This is a genomic window from Caldicellulosiruptor kronotskyensis 2002 (assembly GCF_000166775.1).
Taxonomy (GTDB): domain Bacteria; phylum Bacillota; class Thermoanaerobacteria; order Caldicellulosiruptorales; family Caldicellulosiruptoraceae; genus Caldicellulosiruptor; species Caldicellulosiruptor kronotskyensis.
On record NC_014720.1, the window covers coordinates 313,186 to 328,079 of the forward strand.

10 protein-coding genes are annotated in these 14,894 nt (G+C 35.8%); 4 read left to right on the top strand and 6 right to left on the bottom strand.

Features of this window, described 5'->3' with window-relative positions:
* Positions 1-55 precede the first annotated feature (55 nt).
* From CALKRO_RS01080 to CALKRO_RS01095, 4 genes are all read right to left on the bottom strand, one after another.
* Entirely contained in the window at positions 56-823 is a 768-nt protein-coding gene (locus CALKRO_RS01080) for a sugar phosphate isomerase/epimerase family protein (protein WP_013429290.1), read from the bottom strand.
* A 56-nt stretch (positions 824-879) separates the two neighbouring features.
* Positions 880-1,764 carry a carbohydrate ABC transporter permease gene (locus CALKRO_RS01085; RefSeq protein WP_013429291.1) on the bottom strand — a complete coding sequence of 295 codons (885 nt, stop codon included), beginning with the start codon at positions 1,762-1,764 and terminating at the stop codon, positions 880-882.
* Between the two features lie 21 nt (positions 1,765-1,785).
* On the bottom strand, positions 1,786-2,739 hold the full coding sequence (locus CALKRO_RS01090; RefSeq protein ID WP_013429292.1) for an ABC transporter permease: 954 nt from the start codon (positions 2,737-2,739) through the stop codon (positions 1,786-1,788).
* Positions 2,740-2,856: 117 nt separating this feature from the next.
* On the bottom strand, positions 2,857-4,458 hold the full coding sequence (locus CALKRO_RS01095; protein WP_013429293.1) for a type 2 periplasmic-binding domain-containing protein: 1,602 nt from the start codon (positions 4,456-4,458) through the stop codon (positions 2,857-2,859).
* 305 nt (positions 4,459-4,763) lie between these two features.
* Between CALKRO_RS01095 and CALKRO_RS01100 the strand changes: the two genes are divergently transcribed.
* Positions 4,764-7,085, top strand: coding sequence for a helix-turn-helix domain-containing protein (locus CALKRO_RS01100; protein ID WP_013429294.1), 2,322 nt, complete (start codon positions 4,764-4,766; stop codon positions 7,083-7,085).
* 77 nt (positions 7,086-7,162) lie between these two features.
* On the opposite strand, the gene CALKRO_RS01105 is transcribed toward CALKRO_RS01100, so the two are convergent.
* Positions 7,163-9,448, bottom strand: coding sequence for a transketolase family protein (locus CALKRO_RS01105; RefSeq protein ID WP_013429295.1), 2,286 nt, complete (start codon positions 9,446-9,448; stop codon positions 7,163-7,165).
* Positions 9,449-9,786: 338 nt separating this feature from the next.
* Between CALKRO_RS01105 and CALKRO_RS01110 the strand changes: the two genes are divergently transcribed.
* Positions 9,787-10,737: an AEC family transporter gene (locus tag CALKRO_RS01110; RefSeq protein WP_013429296.1), complete on the top strand. Its 951-nt coding sequence runs from the start codon at positions 9,787-9,789 to the stop codon at positions 10,735-10,737.
* On the opposite strand, the gene CALKRO_RS01115 is transcribed toward CALKRO_RS01110, so the two are convergent.
* A complete protein-coding gene (locus CALKRO_RS01115) occupies positions 10,730-11,962 on the bottom strand; it encodes an MFS transporter (RefSeq protein ID WP_013429297.1) in 1,233 nt (410 codons plus the stop codon). The genes CALKRO_RS01110 and CALKRO_RS01115 overlap by 8 nt on opposite strands.
* 324 nt (positions 11,963-12,286) lie before the next feature.
* On the opposite strand from CALKRO_RS01115, the gene CALKRO_RS01120 reads away from it, so the two are divergent.
* Entirely contained in the window at positions 12,287-13,309 is a 1,023-nt protein-coding gene (locus tag CALKRO_RS01120; protein WP_013429298.1) for a rhamnogalacturonan acetylesterase, read from the top strand.
* A 141-nt stretch (positions 13,310-13,450) separates the two neighbouring features.
* The gene (glmM, locus tag CALKRO_RS01125; RefSeq protein WP_013429299.1) at positions 13,451-14,800 is read left to right on the top strand and encodes a phosphoglucosamine mutase; all 1,350 of its coding nucleotides are present in this window, start codon (positions 13,451-13,453) and stop codon (positions 14,798-14,800) included.
* Positions 14,801-14,894 lie beyond the last annotated feature (94 nt).

A 14,894-nucleotide genomic window follows, 5' to 3' on the forward strand; every position in this document is an offset into this window, starting at 1 on the left:
CAAATGGCTTGAGAAGTTAACATTCTCAAGCCATTATTTTATTTTTAATAATTTCTCAGTCTGAATAATTTTTCACAAGGAAATCAAAGCTCATTTTAAGGCTTTCAAAAGGCAGACGCTGACACACATCCTGTTCAATTATATACCATTCAACTCCTGCCTCATTGCAAGAAGCTATTATTCCATCCCAGTCCAAATTTCCGAATCCTACTTCAAACATGCCTTGCCTGAAATCTTCAATCATTCCCATATCTTTAAGATGTATAAGAGGAATTCGACCTTCTAAACTTCTTATCCACTTTTCAGGGTTTGCACCCGCAAACTGGACCCAATAAGTATCAATTTCGATCATGAGATATTCTGGATTTGAGCTTTCAATAAAAAGTTCAAACCATGTCTTGCCATCATATTTTTTAAATTCAAAACTGTGGTTGTGATAAGAAAGTGTAATTCCTTCATCTTTCAATTTTTTACCAATTTCATTGCACTCAGCAGCAAATGCTATAGCACCCTCTTGCGACCTGTATTTAGAAGGGGCAGAGGGTATTGCAATGTGCAGGCATTCGTAAATCTTATGTTCACTAATAACACTCTCAATCTCTTCTTTGAGTCTTTCAAAAGGTATATGTGTTGCACATATTTTTAGACCAAACTCATCGCATATCTCTTTTAATCTTTTTGGGTGAATTTTACCAATTCCTGATATCTGAATAGCTTTAAAGCCAATTTCGCTTATTTTCTTAAGGCTGTGGTATATTTCTTCTTCTGTTTTCAAAAATTCACGGACTGTATAAAGCTGTGCAGCTATTTTGTCTTTGTTCATATTGTATTTTCCCCGCTTTTCTTTTGTTTAAGTTTATTTTATTATACCACAAAATATTACTCTTTAATAGCTCCAATCATGACCCCTTTTACAAAATACTTTTGCAAAAATGGATATATACACAGGATTGGTACTGTCGATACGACAATCGCTGCATACTTTATAAGCTCTGTCACAGCAAACCTGTCAGATGCATCTGAAATTCCTGTTGTCATATTCTCTGTGCTGTTCATAATAAGTATCTCTCTTAAAACAAGCTGAAGTGGATAAAGTTCTCTTGAACGCAGGTATATAATCGCACTGAAAAACGCGTTCCAGTGTCCTACAGCATAAAAGAGTATCATTACCGCTATCATTGGCATTGCAAGGGGTATCATGATTCTAAAAAGTATTGTCCAGTCCCCTGCTCCATCTATCCTTGCAGACTCTTCCAAGCTGTCCGGCACTGCGTGGAAACCAGTTCTCATTATAATCAGGTTTGTTGTTGAGATTGCACCTGGAATTATCATTGCCCAGATTGTGTCTATCATCCCAAGTGATTGGACAAGAAGGTAAGTTGGAATCATACCGCCACTAAAGTACATGGTAAATGCTATGAAAAACATTATCGGGTTTTTGAGCTTTAAGTTTTTTCTTGAAAGAACATACCCGCCCATTGTGGTAAGAAGAATGTTTATAGCTGTTCCTACAACAACGTAAACAAGTGTATTTCTATAACCTATCCAAATCATAGGGTAGCTAAGTAAGAGCTTGTATGCCTCAACAGAAAAGTCAAGTGGTCGCAATAAAGGACCTCTATATGCCATAAGCTTAATAGGATTGCTAAATGAAGCAAATATAACATATAACATTGGATACAGCATTGTAAAGCACAGCAGTCCTAAGAATATATAGTTGAAAGTATCAAATATTATTTCGCCTGCACTTTTTCTTATTTTCATCTTCAAAGTTCACCCCTTTTCTTACCAAAGCGATGTTTCTGTAAGTTTTTTAGCAATCTTATTTGAGAATATGACCAGTAAGAAGTTGATTACAGAGTTGAAAAGCCCAACCGCAGCACCATAGCTATAATCCATTTCCAAAAGACCTTTTCTGTATACATAGGTTGAAATAACATCTGCTGTTTCATATGTCAAAGGATTGTACATCAAAAATACTTTTTCGAACCCGACGTTCATCATGTGTCCAACTCTCAAGAGAAACATAATGACAATTGTTGGCAGTATTCCTGGTATTGTGACATAAAGTGCCTGTCTGAACCTTCCAGCACCATCAATCAGTGCTGCTTCATATAGCTGTGGGTCAATGTTTGAGATTGCCGCCAAGTACACAATCGAACCCCAGCCGAGGTTTTGCCAAATACCCGAGCCAACGTAAAGTGGTCTGAACCAGCCAGGTTCTGTCATGAATGAAATAGGTTCTGATAAAACACCAAGAGATTTGAGTATATTATTTATAAGACCGTCTCTTGCAAAAAAGTCCATAATCATACCAACAATGACAACTGTTGAAATAAAATGTGGCATATAGCTTACAGTCTGAAGAGTTCTTTTGTAAATGCTGTTTTTAATTTCGTTAAGTAAAAGTGCAAAGAGAATTGGAGCAGGAAAGCCAAATATGAGGTCATAAACGTTTATGAGTATTGTATTTCTGATTATTCTCCAGACATAAAAGCTATCGTAAACAAAGAACTCTTTAAACTTTTCCAAACCAACCCATGGACTGCCCCAGATACCTTTTGCTGGTGTAAAGTCTTTAAAAGCTATTTGAAGACCGTACATAGGGATGTAATGGAATATAAAATAATAAGCCACAACAGGGATAATCATTAAATAGAGGCTTTTGTTGCGTATAAGGTCTTTTTTGAGTTCTTGCCATCTACTTGGCTGATAAGACTTAATTGTTGCTTTTTCCATAATCCTTTGAACCTCCTCAAAGAAGATTTATAAAAAGAGCCTTGCAATAAGGTTTTTTAAGAAAAGCGATAATTTTTGCCTTGTTGCAAGGCTCTTTTTTCTTATGCATATTTTATCTTATTTTCTCTTTTTCCATCTGTCATATGCAGCTTGATAAATCTTTATAGCCTCATCAATCTTCATTTGTTTAAGAGTTTTTACAAATGAATCAACATTTGTTGCTTTTCCAGTCATAAGTCTTAAGAACATTTCATCATAGTACGTGTTGACTGTATTCATAATATTTGCAAGTCTCTTGGATTCTTCGTCTGTAAACGAAAGTGGTGGCAAAATTCTGTCATTTTTGACATCAGACCATTTTTGCATGACAGCTTCTTTTTGTTGTGGATGCATCATTTGAATCTGTAGATAATACTCGTCAGCTTGAACAAAAGGGCCGCTGATTGATGCACGAGCATATTTTGCTAAAGCTTCTGCTGCAGAAAGTCCCTGTGGGTTTTTCAAGATTTCATCTGTATAGTAAACCTTACCATCTTTCTTAATATAAGACTTTCCAAGTACACCATAGTTGAACGCTTCATATCCTTCTTTGCTGTAACCCCAGTCAAGCACCTTCATAGCAGTTGGTATGTCTTTACATGCAGTTGTTATAGCCGCGCTTGTTCGAGAGAACAAGAACTCAGCCTGTCCTAAAAGTGGCTGTTCACCTTTCTTGAGCACAGGGAACTTGGTAGCTATTATATCTTTCTTCAGGTTCAAGAAGAAGCCCATATCACCAGAAAGAAGTCCTATCCACGCACCAATTACATCATTTTGAACATTTGCTTTGATAACCTTCTGGTTCATTGTTAGAATATCCGGGTCAATGAGGCCCTCTTTCCACCACTTCTGAAGTGTTGCTATAAACTGTTTGTATTGAGGTTCTAATGGACCATATTTGACCTTGCCATTTACCTGGAAGAAATCTGTTTTTATTCCCCATGCACCTACTAAGAAAGAGGAATAGTCAAATGCATATCTTGGGTTTGAAGCATTTCTAAGGATTGAAAATCCTCTTTCATCCTTTTTGCCATTGCCGTTTGGGTCTTTTGTTACAAATGCTTTCAAAACCTTGTACCAGTCATCAACTGTTTCTGGTTCTTTTAATCCGAGCTTTTTCAACCAATCATTTCGTATTTGAGGTCCATAGTATACGCATGCAATTTTTGGGTTTGTTCCACGAAGAGCTGGGAATCCGTAAATGTCACCATCGTCTGTAACAATAAGTTTTTTGATGTCAGGATGTTGTTGCAAGTATTTTGATAAATTTGGAGCATATTTTGGCATATAGTCGTTAAGTCTAATAATAACTTTGTCAAGCAAAGCTTTTACAGGTCCACCAGGATAGTTATCAATCCAGTTCCACTCAATAATATCTGTCAGCTGTCTTGATGCAATCATGAGATTGAACTGGTCTGTTTCGCCACCGACCGGTGGGTGTTTGAACACAAGTTTTACACCGAGTTTTTTCTGCAAAAGTTGGTATGCTGCAATTGATGAATAGCTGTTGTATGACGTTGCAACCTTGGGGTCAAGACGAACAAAATAGGTAAGTGTTGGTATTGATTTTGCGTAAGCTGTTGAGGTTGATGAAACAAATGCTGGAATTACAAGCGATAAGGCAAATGCAATAACTACGATAATACTTAAAACCTTTTTAGAAGATTTGAACCAATCCATCTTTAAACCTCCTTGTTTTAAAAGTTTTTATTGATTTTTTCCAAATTACCCGCGACAAAAGTTTATTGTTTTCAGCAACTTGTCAGCGGGCTTTACAGCTTTTATTATAAAGGGGAGGTGAGGCTTTTTGAAAGAGGAAAATGTTAAGGTTTAAAGGACAATATTAAGCTTCTTAAAAATGTACTCATCATTTATATTTTCTTTGTAATTTGTTTCATTGCTTTTCAATATTGCTTGTATTATAATTGAAATTGCCCAAAAATGAGGGTTTAAATATATGATATTTGAGGAGGATTTTTTTAAGTATGTTCAAGAAAATATTGTGGCGATTTGTCTTTTCATATCTTGTTATTTTTATCATTCCGCTTTTGATAGGTATTGGGTCTTATTTTAGTATAAAAGACATCATGATGAGTAGCCTATATAGATATAACAAAACTGCACTTACTCAGCTTGAGGACAAGGTTGAGAATGAGATTGTAAAGTCTGTTGAATCTCTTGCAGATTGGATAAATTTAAATCCATATTATTTTATTTTTCTACCTGAAGCCAAAGAAGCGCTTGACAGCAGTGACAGACTCCTTAATATCAGAAATCTTTGCAGAGAAATATATTCACAGACATATAAAAATTCATATATAATTGATGCTTTCATATACATTCCTTCTGAGAACCTCATTGTAGGTCCGTCATATACTACAACACCTTATAACTACTATACATATATAAACAGACCGCTTGATATGAGCTATGAAAAATGGCTTGAGTTTTTGAGCGGCGAATACAAAATGAAATATATACCTTCTTTTAAAATAAAAGCAGACTATAAAAATCTTTCTACAATTGTATTCGCAAATACTTTATCACGATGGATAATAGATGGTAAAAATGCAAATGTGTTTGTAATAATAGACCAAAGCAAGATTGTCAGTACAATGAAAGAAATTGTAAGCTACCCTAAAGGGATACTTTGGATTCTGGATAGAGACAACAATCAAGTTCTTAAAGTTTCTGCAGAAAAGCAGAATATATTATTGCCAAAACTTAACTTTTCAATATACAATGACTTTACAATCAAAGAGCTTACATTAAACGGTGAAAAATGGATAATATATTATATTATATCACCTATTTATGGTTGGAAATATATATCCATGGTACCTGTTGACAGTTTTTTTGAAGAGATACGAAAAATACGTAATCTGAGCCTTTTTCTTCTTGGATTTATGAGTATTATTGGCAGTATACTTATATTTTTCTTCAGTATGCAAAACTACAGACCGCTGAGTGAGATAAAGAGATTGTTGCAAGCAGGTAGTGAAGCAAAGAGTTCTGAGCATGAAAAGAACGAATTTGATTTTATAAGAGACCTCGTTGTTCAAACACTTTCTAAAGAAGAGGAACTGAAAAAGCAAATAATGAGATTTTCTCCAATTATAAAAAATAATTTATTGTATCAGTTGCTTCTTGGCAGTGCATTGCCTGAGAACATAGGTGAATTAGAACTAAAAACCCTTGAAATGCAAAAACAAGATGCAAAATTTTTGGTATGTTTGATAGAAATAGATGACTGCTCAGGGTTTATAAAAGAAGAAAGTGATAGTGAATATTCTCTTGTAACTCTTGTTGTTACAAACGTTATGGATGAGCTTTTAGAGACAAATGGTTTCAAACACTGGGATGTTTTGTTTTCAAGGACAAGGTTGAGTGTTATTGTTGAAATTAATGATAATGTTGAGGATAGTATTAAAGAGCTTTCAGAAATATTTGAAAATATGATAGAGTTTTTAGAGAAAAACTTTTCAATTTATATGTCTGTAGGTATAAGCGGGATGGTTATGGGCATAATAAATTTAAAGTTTGCATATGAGCAGGCCGAAAAAGTTCTTTCATTGAAATTTGTAAAGCCTAATATGAAGATTTTCAAGTTTTCTGAGCTCTCTCAAGATATAACGTCCGAAAAGGAGTTTTTACCCAAAGACATTGAAAACAAAATTATAAATGTTGTTAAAGAAGGTAAGGTTGAAGGGGTTTATGAGGTATTTGAAAATATCAAAAATCATATAACAGCGGCAAACTCACCTCATATGGCCAAGATGATACTTATATATCTTTATGGGCTTTACTATCAACTTTTAAACAGTATTCCAAACAAAGTCGGGGAAAAACAAAAACCTGAACCAGAAAAGGTTATGAGGTTAATAATTGAAGAGAAGAATCCCAAAAAGGTCCTTCAAACAATACAGGAAGACTATAAAATACTTGCAGAGAATGTGATAGTTAACAAGCAGAAAATAGGCAATGACCTGATTTCAAATATTTTGGACTATATTCATCAGCAGTATTCAAGCTCAGAGATATCACTTTCTACAATCGCAGATAAGTTCAATATAACTCCGCAGTATCTTTCAGCAATCTTCAAAGAAAAGACAGGGCAGAATATAAGCGATTATATCCAGAACTTGAGAATGCACAGAGCAAAAGAACTTCTTCTGTCAACCGACTATTCGGTGTCTCAGATTGCTAAGATGATAGGATACACAGAGGTAAGTGGGTTTACCAAGGCTTTCAAGAAGTTTGAGGGTGTATCTCCCAACAAATTCAGAGAGCTTAACAAATCACAGTAAAAAAAGAGCGGGAGGGAGAAGATTGAGATTTCTTCTCATCCCGCTAAAATTATCTTTAATAGATTTGCTGGGGGATGCTATAAGATATTTTTCAACATTGCAATTCTTTTTTCTCTGTCCTTTACAAACCTTTCAATGCCGCTGTATATGCTGTCGCAATCAAGGTGCGCTTCTTTTAAAACCTCATCAACTGTTCCACCTGTTCGCCAACTATCATCCCAGTCGCTTGAAAGTGAGTATTCTTCAGACACTTTTGAAAATATCCAGTCATGCATGAGCTTTTTGCTCTCGTTTGTGATTACCATGGAGTCTATCCAGTCTTCAAGCGGCAGAACCTTATTTCTGTACTCATCTTCCTGCATCATGAAAAGTTCAAAGCTTGGTGCAGCAATTATCTTAAGGTTAAAATCTTTTCTAAGCTGAGGCAGAAGTTTTATTAAATTGTAGGTTGTGCTTGTGCCCCTGACAATTATCGTTCCGTCCTTTCTTCTATTTGGGTCAAAATCATTTATGATATACGCTCCTTTCGCGGCTTCAAAATGTGACGGAATACCAAGTGCGTTTCTGTCTGGTATTTCAATTGGTGGTCTTGTAAGATGCAGAGCTATGTTGTTTATGTCAGTTGCAAGTGCAGCGCCAAGTAAAACGGGTACTTCGTTGTGTTCCCAAGGGTAAAGATTTATAATCTTTCCTTTCGGTAAAAGCTGCAAAACTCCAGGTTCAAATATCCCAAAGTGTGTTCTTGAATCTTCAGCAGTCTCCGGGCCAGAATGACCTGCTACCCAAATGACCTTGCCAAACTTTATTGGTGAGTCTTGAGCCATTTGTGAAAATAGCCTTATTGCGCCATATTTGAGATACATAAATGACCCATATGTTGATGTTATAGCCCAAAAACCATTGAAATCTTCATATGGATTTTCACTCAAATTTACTGTTGCCAATCCTGCACACACACCAGCATTTAAAAACTCTGTTATTGCAGATGGTAAAACTGCTCCGTTTATATTTTTTTCTCTATCATACACTCCAAATCCACCAAAATCATCTTTCCCAAGACCAAAACCGTGAAGGTTTGTTGACTCTGTAAGGTCAGCAGATGTTGCAATCACAAGAGGCCTTCCGTACTTTCTGCCGACCACACCGTTTATATACATTCCCCATTTTGCTAAGGCTGCTCTGTTTGGAACGTTCTCACCTGGCTTTGCAAAAAGCCACTCAGGATAGTTTTTGTAATCGTATATAGCCGGGTCTTTATATGGGTTCTGGTTTAAAACAAATGTTGAAGGTGCTTCTTTTGGCAAAGCTTCTGCAATCTCAATAAGTGTGTCTGTGATATACTTTAAAAGCTCTTCATCTTTTGTAAGTACCTTATTTATAATCTTGAGGTTTTCTTCCCATTGTTTTTTCTCTTCATCCGGATCAGATGGCGCAGGTTTTCCAAAACCCACAAATTCAACACTGTACTTTTCCATGAAAGGTTTTCTTGTCTCCCAGAAAATCTCTGAGTTTTTCTTGTGGGGTACACCGTGAGATTTGTTGTCATACACACCATACTCATATCCTTTTTTGGTCTTAAACCACATGAGATTAGGGATATTCTCATCTGCCTCTTCTACTGCTCTTTTGATTGTAAAGTAAACATCCTGCCAGCTATGACCGTTCATTGTTCCATGAACCTTCCAACCATGAGCAGAAAACCACTCTTCAGGTGTGCCATATACAACAGATGAAAATGGTCTATCATCAATTCCAAAATCGTTCCAGTCCAAAAGCCAGAAAAGATTACCAAGTCCATATGCCCATGCACCATTTTGAGATTCATGTGTGGCACCTGCTGTCAGTGCACCTTCACCTTCAACTAAAAAGACTTTTACGTTTTGAAGACCTGCTTTTTTGAGTGCCAAAGCTTGCCCAACAGATGCTGGAAGACCATGAGCAGAGGGTCCTGTGTTGAATTTCAATAGCAGTGTCTTTCCGCTTGACTCAGCATGCCCGGGAAGTCCGCCTCTGTGCCTGAAAGTGAGAAGGTCGTAGTATCGTACAAGTCTATCTTCAGCAATCAAATATTTTTCATCTTTGGTTTGTCTGTACATCTCATCAAAAGCATCACCAATAACTGAAAAAATAGAATAAATAATTGGTATTGTGTGTCCGGCTGAGAGAATTAGCCTGTCGTTGAATCTATATTCAGGCTTTCTAATGTCATATAACATCTTCTTTCCAAATAAAAGAGAAATAAGCATGTGAGCTTTTGAATGAGACCCACCAGGATGACCACTTTGCCTGTAGTTCAATGTAAAATCAAGATACTGATATGTTATGTCTTTGATCTTTTCCCAGAGCTGAAATTCTCTCTCCATTTTAAACCTCCCACAAAATTATTCATGATTTCTAACACTTTGACCTTAATTATAACAGCAATCAATAGCATTTTAAAGTGGATTATTTTAAATCTGAAACGAAAATTTTAAGATAAATGTTTAACAAAACACATATTTATTGAATTTTCAAAAGCCAAAAGCCATAAAACATTTTATAAATTCCAAAACAAAAATATTGGAATTGTATTTAATTATGTTGACTTTTTGAATTAAAGAATTTACAATTTAATATTATCTACTTTTTAAAGGTTTAGTGTTATAATATTTTGAAAGCCATGCAAAAAATTTGACAAGAAAATTGTCAGGGGGGCTTTACGTTGTTACATACATTTGTCAATGCTATACAGGGTGTACTGGTTATTTTATTTGTCCTGATGCTCGGATATTTTCTTGCAAAGTATAGGTGGTTTGACTCAAAAGTATCAGACCTTTTTGCAAAGGTTGTTGTAAATGTGTCGCTGCCACTTTATATGATAGTAAATCTTACTTCGACCTTTACAAAAAATGAGCTTGAACATTCGGCAAGAGGACTTTTGATTCCATTTTTATCAATCCTGCTTTCTTACAGTATGGCTGTGATAATAGCAAGAGTTGCAAATGTAAAAGTTCACAGAAGAGGTCTTTTTGCTGCAATATTTTCTCTTTCAAATTCGATATTTGTAGGACTTCCTATGTCTCTTGCGCTTTTTGGAGATGTCGCAACACCTTATACTTTGCTTTATTACATGGCTAACACAACAATCTGGTGGACGCTTGGTGTATATGGAATTATTAAGGACAACAGAGAAGAAAAACAAAATGTTTTGAGCATAGATACCCTGAAACGTATATTTAACCCGCCTCTGATAGGATTTTTGATAGGAGTTGGTCTTGTACTTTTGCAGATAAAGCTTCCAAAATTTATATTTGATAGCTTTAAAATGGTAGGAGGGCTTACAACCCCCCTTTCCATCTTCTGTGTTGGAATAACAATGTACGAGATGGGATTTAAAAATTTCAGATTAGACAAAGATAGCATTTTAGTATTTGCAGGCAGATTCCTTGTTACACCTTTTATCACTTGGCTTCTTTCACATTTTATTCCCGTTCCCAAACTCATGCGAGATGTGTTTATCATAATGTCTGCTATGCCTGTGATGGTAAATTCAGCTATAATCTCAAGAGTATATAATGGTGATTATGAATTTGCTACTGCTATGATTACATATTCTACTGTGTTTTCGGTTGTAATAATGCCATTTTTGATGGTATTAATTAAGATTATTTAGTTTTTTCAAGGTTCTTTTTCTTAAATGTGGTGATAAGAACCATTGTGGTCAAAGCTATTGTAGCAAGGCCAGGTATGTAAAATCCAGCCCATGGAGAGATTTTTTGCGAAATTGTTCCTGTAAATAGGTTTCCAATTGGTGTTGTTCCAGCATTGCAAAGAAAGTAGATACTCAGAACCCTTGCTCTGAAGTCATCACTTGATGAAAGCTGCAAAAGTGCGTTTGCGCTTGTGTTAAAGCTTATTGCAAGAAGCCCTACAAACACAAATAGTACGCAAGCAACTGCATAGCTTTTGTTAAGACCAAGAAAAATGTAAACTATTGACACAGAGAGGATGAACTTAAAAAGGAGATTTAAATTAATCTTTTCCTTTCTTCTTGTAGCTGTCAAAAATGCGCCCATCAGTGAGCCAATGCCCATCGATGACATCAAAAAACCAAAACCTGTTTCATTTCTGCCCAGAGCAAGTTTTGCATACACAGGGATAAGAACGTTAAAATTGAGTATGAATGTACCCATGATTAAAACAAGCGATATTGTTCTCAGAAGCACTTTGTTCATATAAACGTATTTAAGTCCTTCAACCACCTCTGCAAAAACGCTTTTACCATTTTCCTCTTTTTGGGGCTCTTTGGCGTCAATCAAAAATACGCCTATAATGACTGGCACAAAACTTATAGCGTTTGCCAAAAAACACATTTCAATTCCTGCTGTTGATATAACCAAGCTTGCGACAGCAGGGCCTATGATTCTTGCAAGATTAAAAATCATAGAGTTAAGACCAACAGCGTTTGGCAAGTCCTCTTTTCCAACGAGAGTTATCATATAAGACTGTCTTGCAGGGTTATCAAATGTTGTAACAAGACCTCTTAAAATAGCTAAAACTACTAAGTGCCAGTAGCGAACTGTGTGAGTATATGTAATCAAAAATAGAATGAAAGCAAAGAATAGAAGAAGGCTTTGAGTTAACAAAATAATCCTTCTTTTTTGCATTTTATCAAGTATTGCCCCTGCAAAAAGCGAAATAAACATTACAGGTACTTGTTCACATGCAGTGACAATACTAAGAAGCAGTGCTGAATTTGTAATGCTTAAAGCCAGCCACTGCATTGCCATGTTCTGCATCCATGAGCCAATCACCGATATTGCCTGCCCAAACCAGTAGTATCTGTAATTTTTGTGCCGTAATGCTCTAAAAGGTCCTGAAAATAATACATATTGCATTAGTCAACACCTTCTTATGATATATTGAGGAATATGTTTGAATATTGTGGATATATTTATCATCACCTCTCAATATTAATTTTGAATATAATTAGCTTTAAAATTATTATAACATCTGAACTATTAACAATCAAATAACACCTATCAAAAATGGGCAGAAATCACAAATTTAATTATTCATTCTGCACAAATAATAAATTATTTGTAATTACAAGAGGAGTTTAATAAGATTTAGTGTTGAAATAATGTGTATTTTTGTTGATTTATTTTGATGGAAAATGTAAAATATATTATGAAATAAAGGTCAGACAAGGAGGGATTTATATGGAATTCAAATTCAATTTTGAACCCGTGATGAAAAGTGATTTTATAAATGTAAGCAGAAGTAGTATTTACAAAAGTGACAAGAAATATGGTTTTGAGTCTTTCAGATTCAGAGTGGACTTGCCAAATAAGAATTATGATGTAAAGATTGTGCTTAAAAATCTCGAGGTTGATGTTGCAAAAGCTAATGTTATGGTTTTCCCAAGAAGAATAATGTTAAAGGATTTAAAAATAAAATATGGAGAAGTATTGCAAGAAGAATTTACTGTCAATGTAAAAGATGAAAGAATAGTGTTTGAAATTGAAACTGATGGGGCTGAGGTTTGTAGTATAGAAGTTAAAGAGGCCCAAAATCCTATTGTTATTTATCTTGCTGGAGACTCTACTGTTTGCGACCAGGAAAATTTGCCTTATGCCGGCTGGGGTCAGGCGTTTGGCTGCTTTTTCAAAAAAGGAGTTTCTATTTCCAATCATGCCTACTCTGGGAGATCATCTAAAAGTTTTATCGAAGAGGGAAGGTTGGAACAAATTCTTCAGACCATAAAAGAGGGTGATTATCTTTTCATCCAGTTTGGTCACAACGACCAGAAGGATGATAAAAGATATACTGAGGCAAATACTACATATAAGATAATGTTAAAGGTTTATATAGATGAAGCACGAAAAAGAGGAGCTGTACCGGTTTTAGTGACACCTGTTGCACGAAGACATTTTGATGAAAATGGGAAAATTGCTGGTAGCGGACTTCATTTTGATTACCCTAAGGCTATGAGGGAGTTGGCAGAGGAAGAAAATGTTTTTCTGATTGATTTGCTTCAAATGAGTTCCCAGCTTTATGAAAAACTTGGGGTTGAAGAGTCAAAAAAGCTCTTTGTCTATGCAAAGCCGGGTGAATATCCTCAGTTTCCTGAAGGTATAGAAGACAATACGCACTTTAATATGTATGGTGCTTGTGAGATTGCAAGGCTTGTGGTTGAGGGGATAAAAAAAGTAGATTTAAAACTCAGAGAATACCTGAGGTAAAAAATTTTGTTCATGCTGCCTGAAAAAATTTCTCTGGCAGCTTTTTTTGTCTTTAAAATAAATGTTCACATTGTTATTTTTCAAACATAGGTATATAATAGATAAAGTAATAAATCACTTTCATATGAAAGGGGGACGAGAATGGGAAAACTTTTTGGGACAGATGGTGTGAGAGGCGTTGCAAATAAAGAACTTACATGCGAACTTGCGTTCGACTTAGGAAGAGCTGGGGCGTATGTGCTAACTGAAATGCACAAAAAACCTAAAATCTTGATTGGCAAGGACACAAGAATCTCATGTGATATGCTGGAGGCAGCCCTCTGTGCAGGACTTACCTCTGTAGGAGCAGATGTGTACTTGGCAGGAGTTGTTACAACACCTGCAATAGCTCACTTGGTAAAATTCCATGGGTTTGATGCAGGGATTATGATATCCGCATCACACAATCCTTATGAATTCAACGGTATTAAGCTTTTTAATTCTCAGGGCTTTAAGCTTTCTGACCAGATTGAAGAAAAAATTGAGGACATTATTTTAAACAAAAAATGGGATGAGGTTCCACACGCTCAATTTGATGCAATAGGAAGGGTAAGTAGGGTTGATCTTAAAAAGGATTATCAAGAATACTTGAAATCGACATTAAATGGAGCAAGCTTCAAAGGGCTTAAAATTGTCATTGACTGTGCAAATGGTGCAGCATATAAGATAGCTCCAGAAGTTTTTGAAGAACTTGGTGCAGAGGTTGTGGTAATAAATAACCAGCCAGATGGTACAAATATCAACAAAGAGTGTGGCTCTACACATCTCAAAATGCTCCAGCAAGAAGTTGTTAAAAACAGAGCTGACTTTGGCATTGCATATGATGGTGATGCAGACAGGACGCTTTTTGTTGATGAAGAGGGCAATATTGTTGATGGCGACAAAATAATGCTTATTTTAGCACAAAACCTAAAACAGCAGGGAAGACTAAGTCGCAACACCTTGGTTGTGACAGTCATGAGCAACATGGGGCTTTTTGTCGCGGCAAAAGAGCTTGGAATAGAGCTTGAAGTTACAAAAGTTGGAGACAGGTATGTTTTAGAAAAGATGCTTGAAGGCGGATATTCAATTGGCGGTGAGCAGTCAGGTCACATAATACTTTTAGACTTTGCAACAACAGGCGATGGAATTTTAACCAGTCTTCAACTGACAAAGCTTATAAGAGAGAGTGGTAAGAAGCTTTCTGACCTTGCAAAGATCATGAAGGTATATCCTCAGGTGCTTGTAAACGCTAAGGTTGAAAATGGCAAGAAAGACCTTTATTCAAAAGATCCTGTAATTTTAGAGGCAATCAAGAAGGTTGAAGAAAAGCTAAACGGCAAAGGAAGGGTTTTGATAAGACCATCTGGCACAGAGCCTTTAATCAGGGTAATGATTGAAGGTGAAGACTATGAAGAGATTAAAAAAGATGCGGAAGCTCTTGCAAGCTTGATTGAATCAAGGCTTTCATAAAATAAAAGTTTCTGAGCCAAGTTAAAAAGGCCTTTTTAAAAAAGGCTTTTTAAAAGCGCCAGGACCTCTGGAAATTATAGCGCTATTGCCTTTG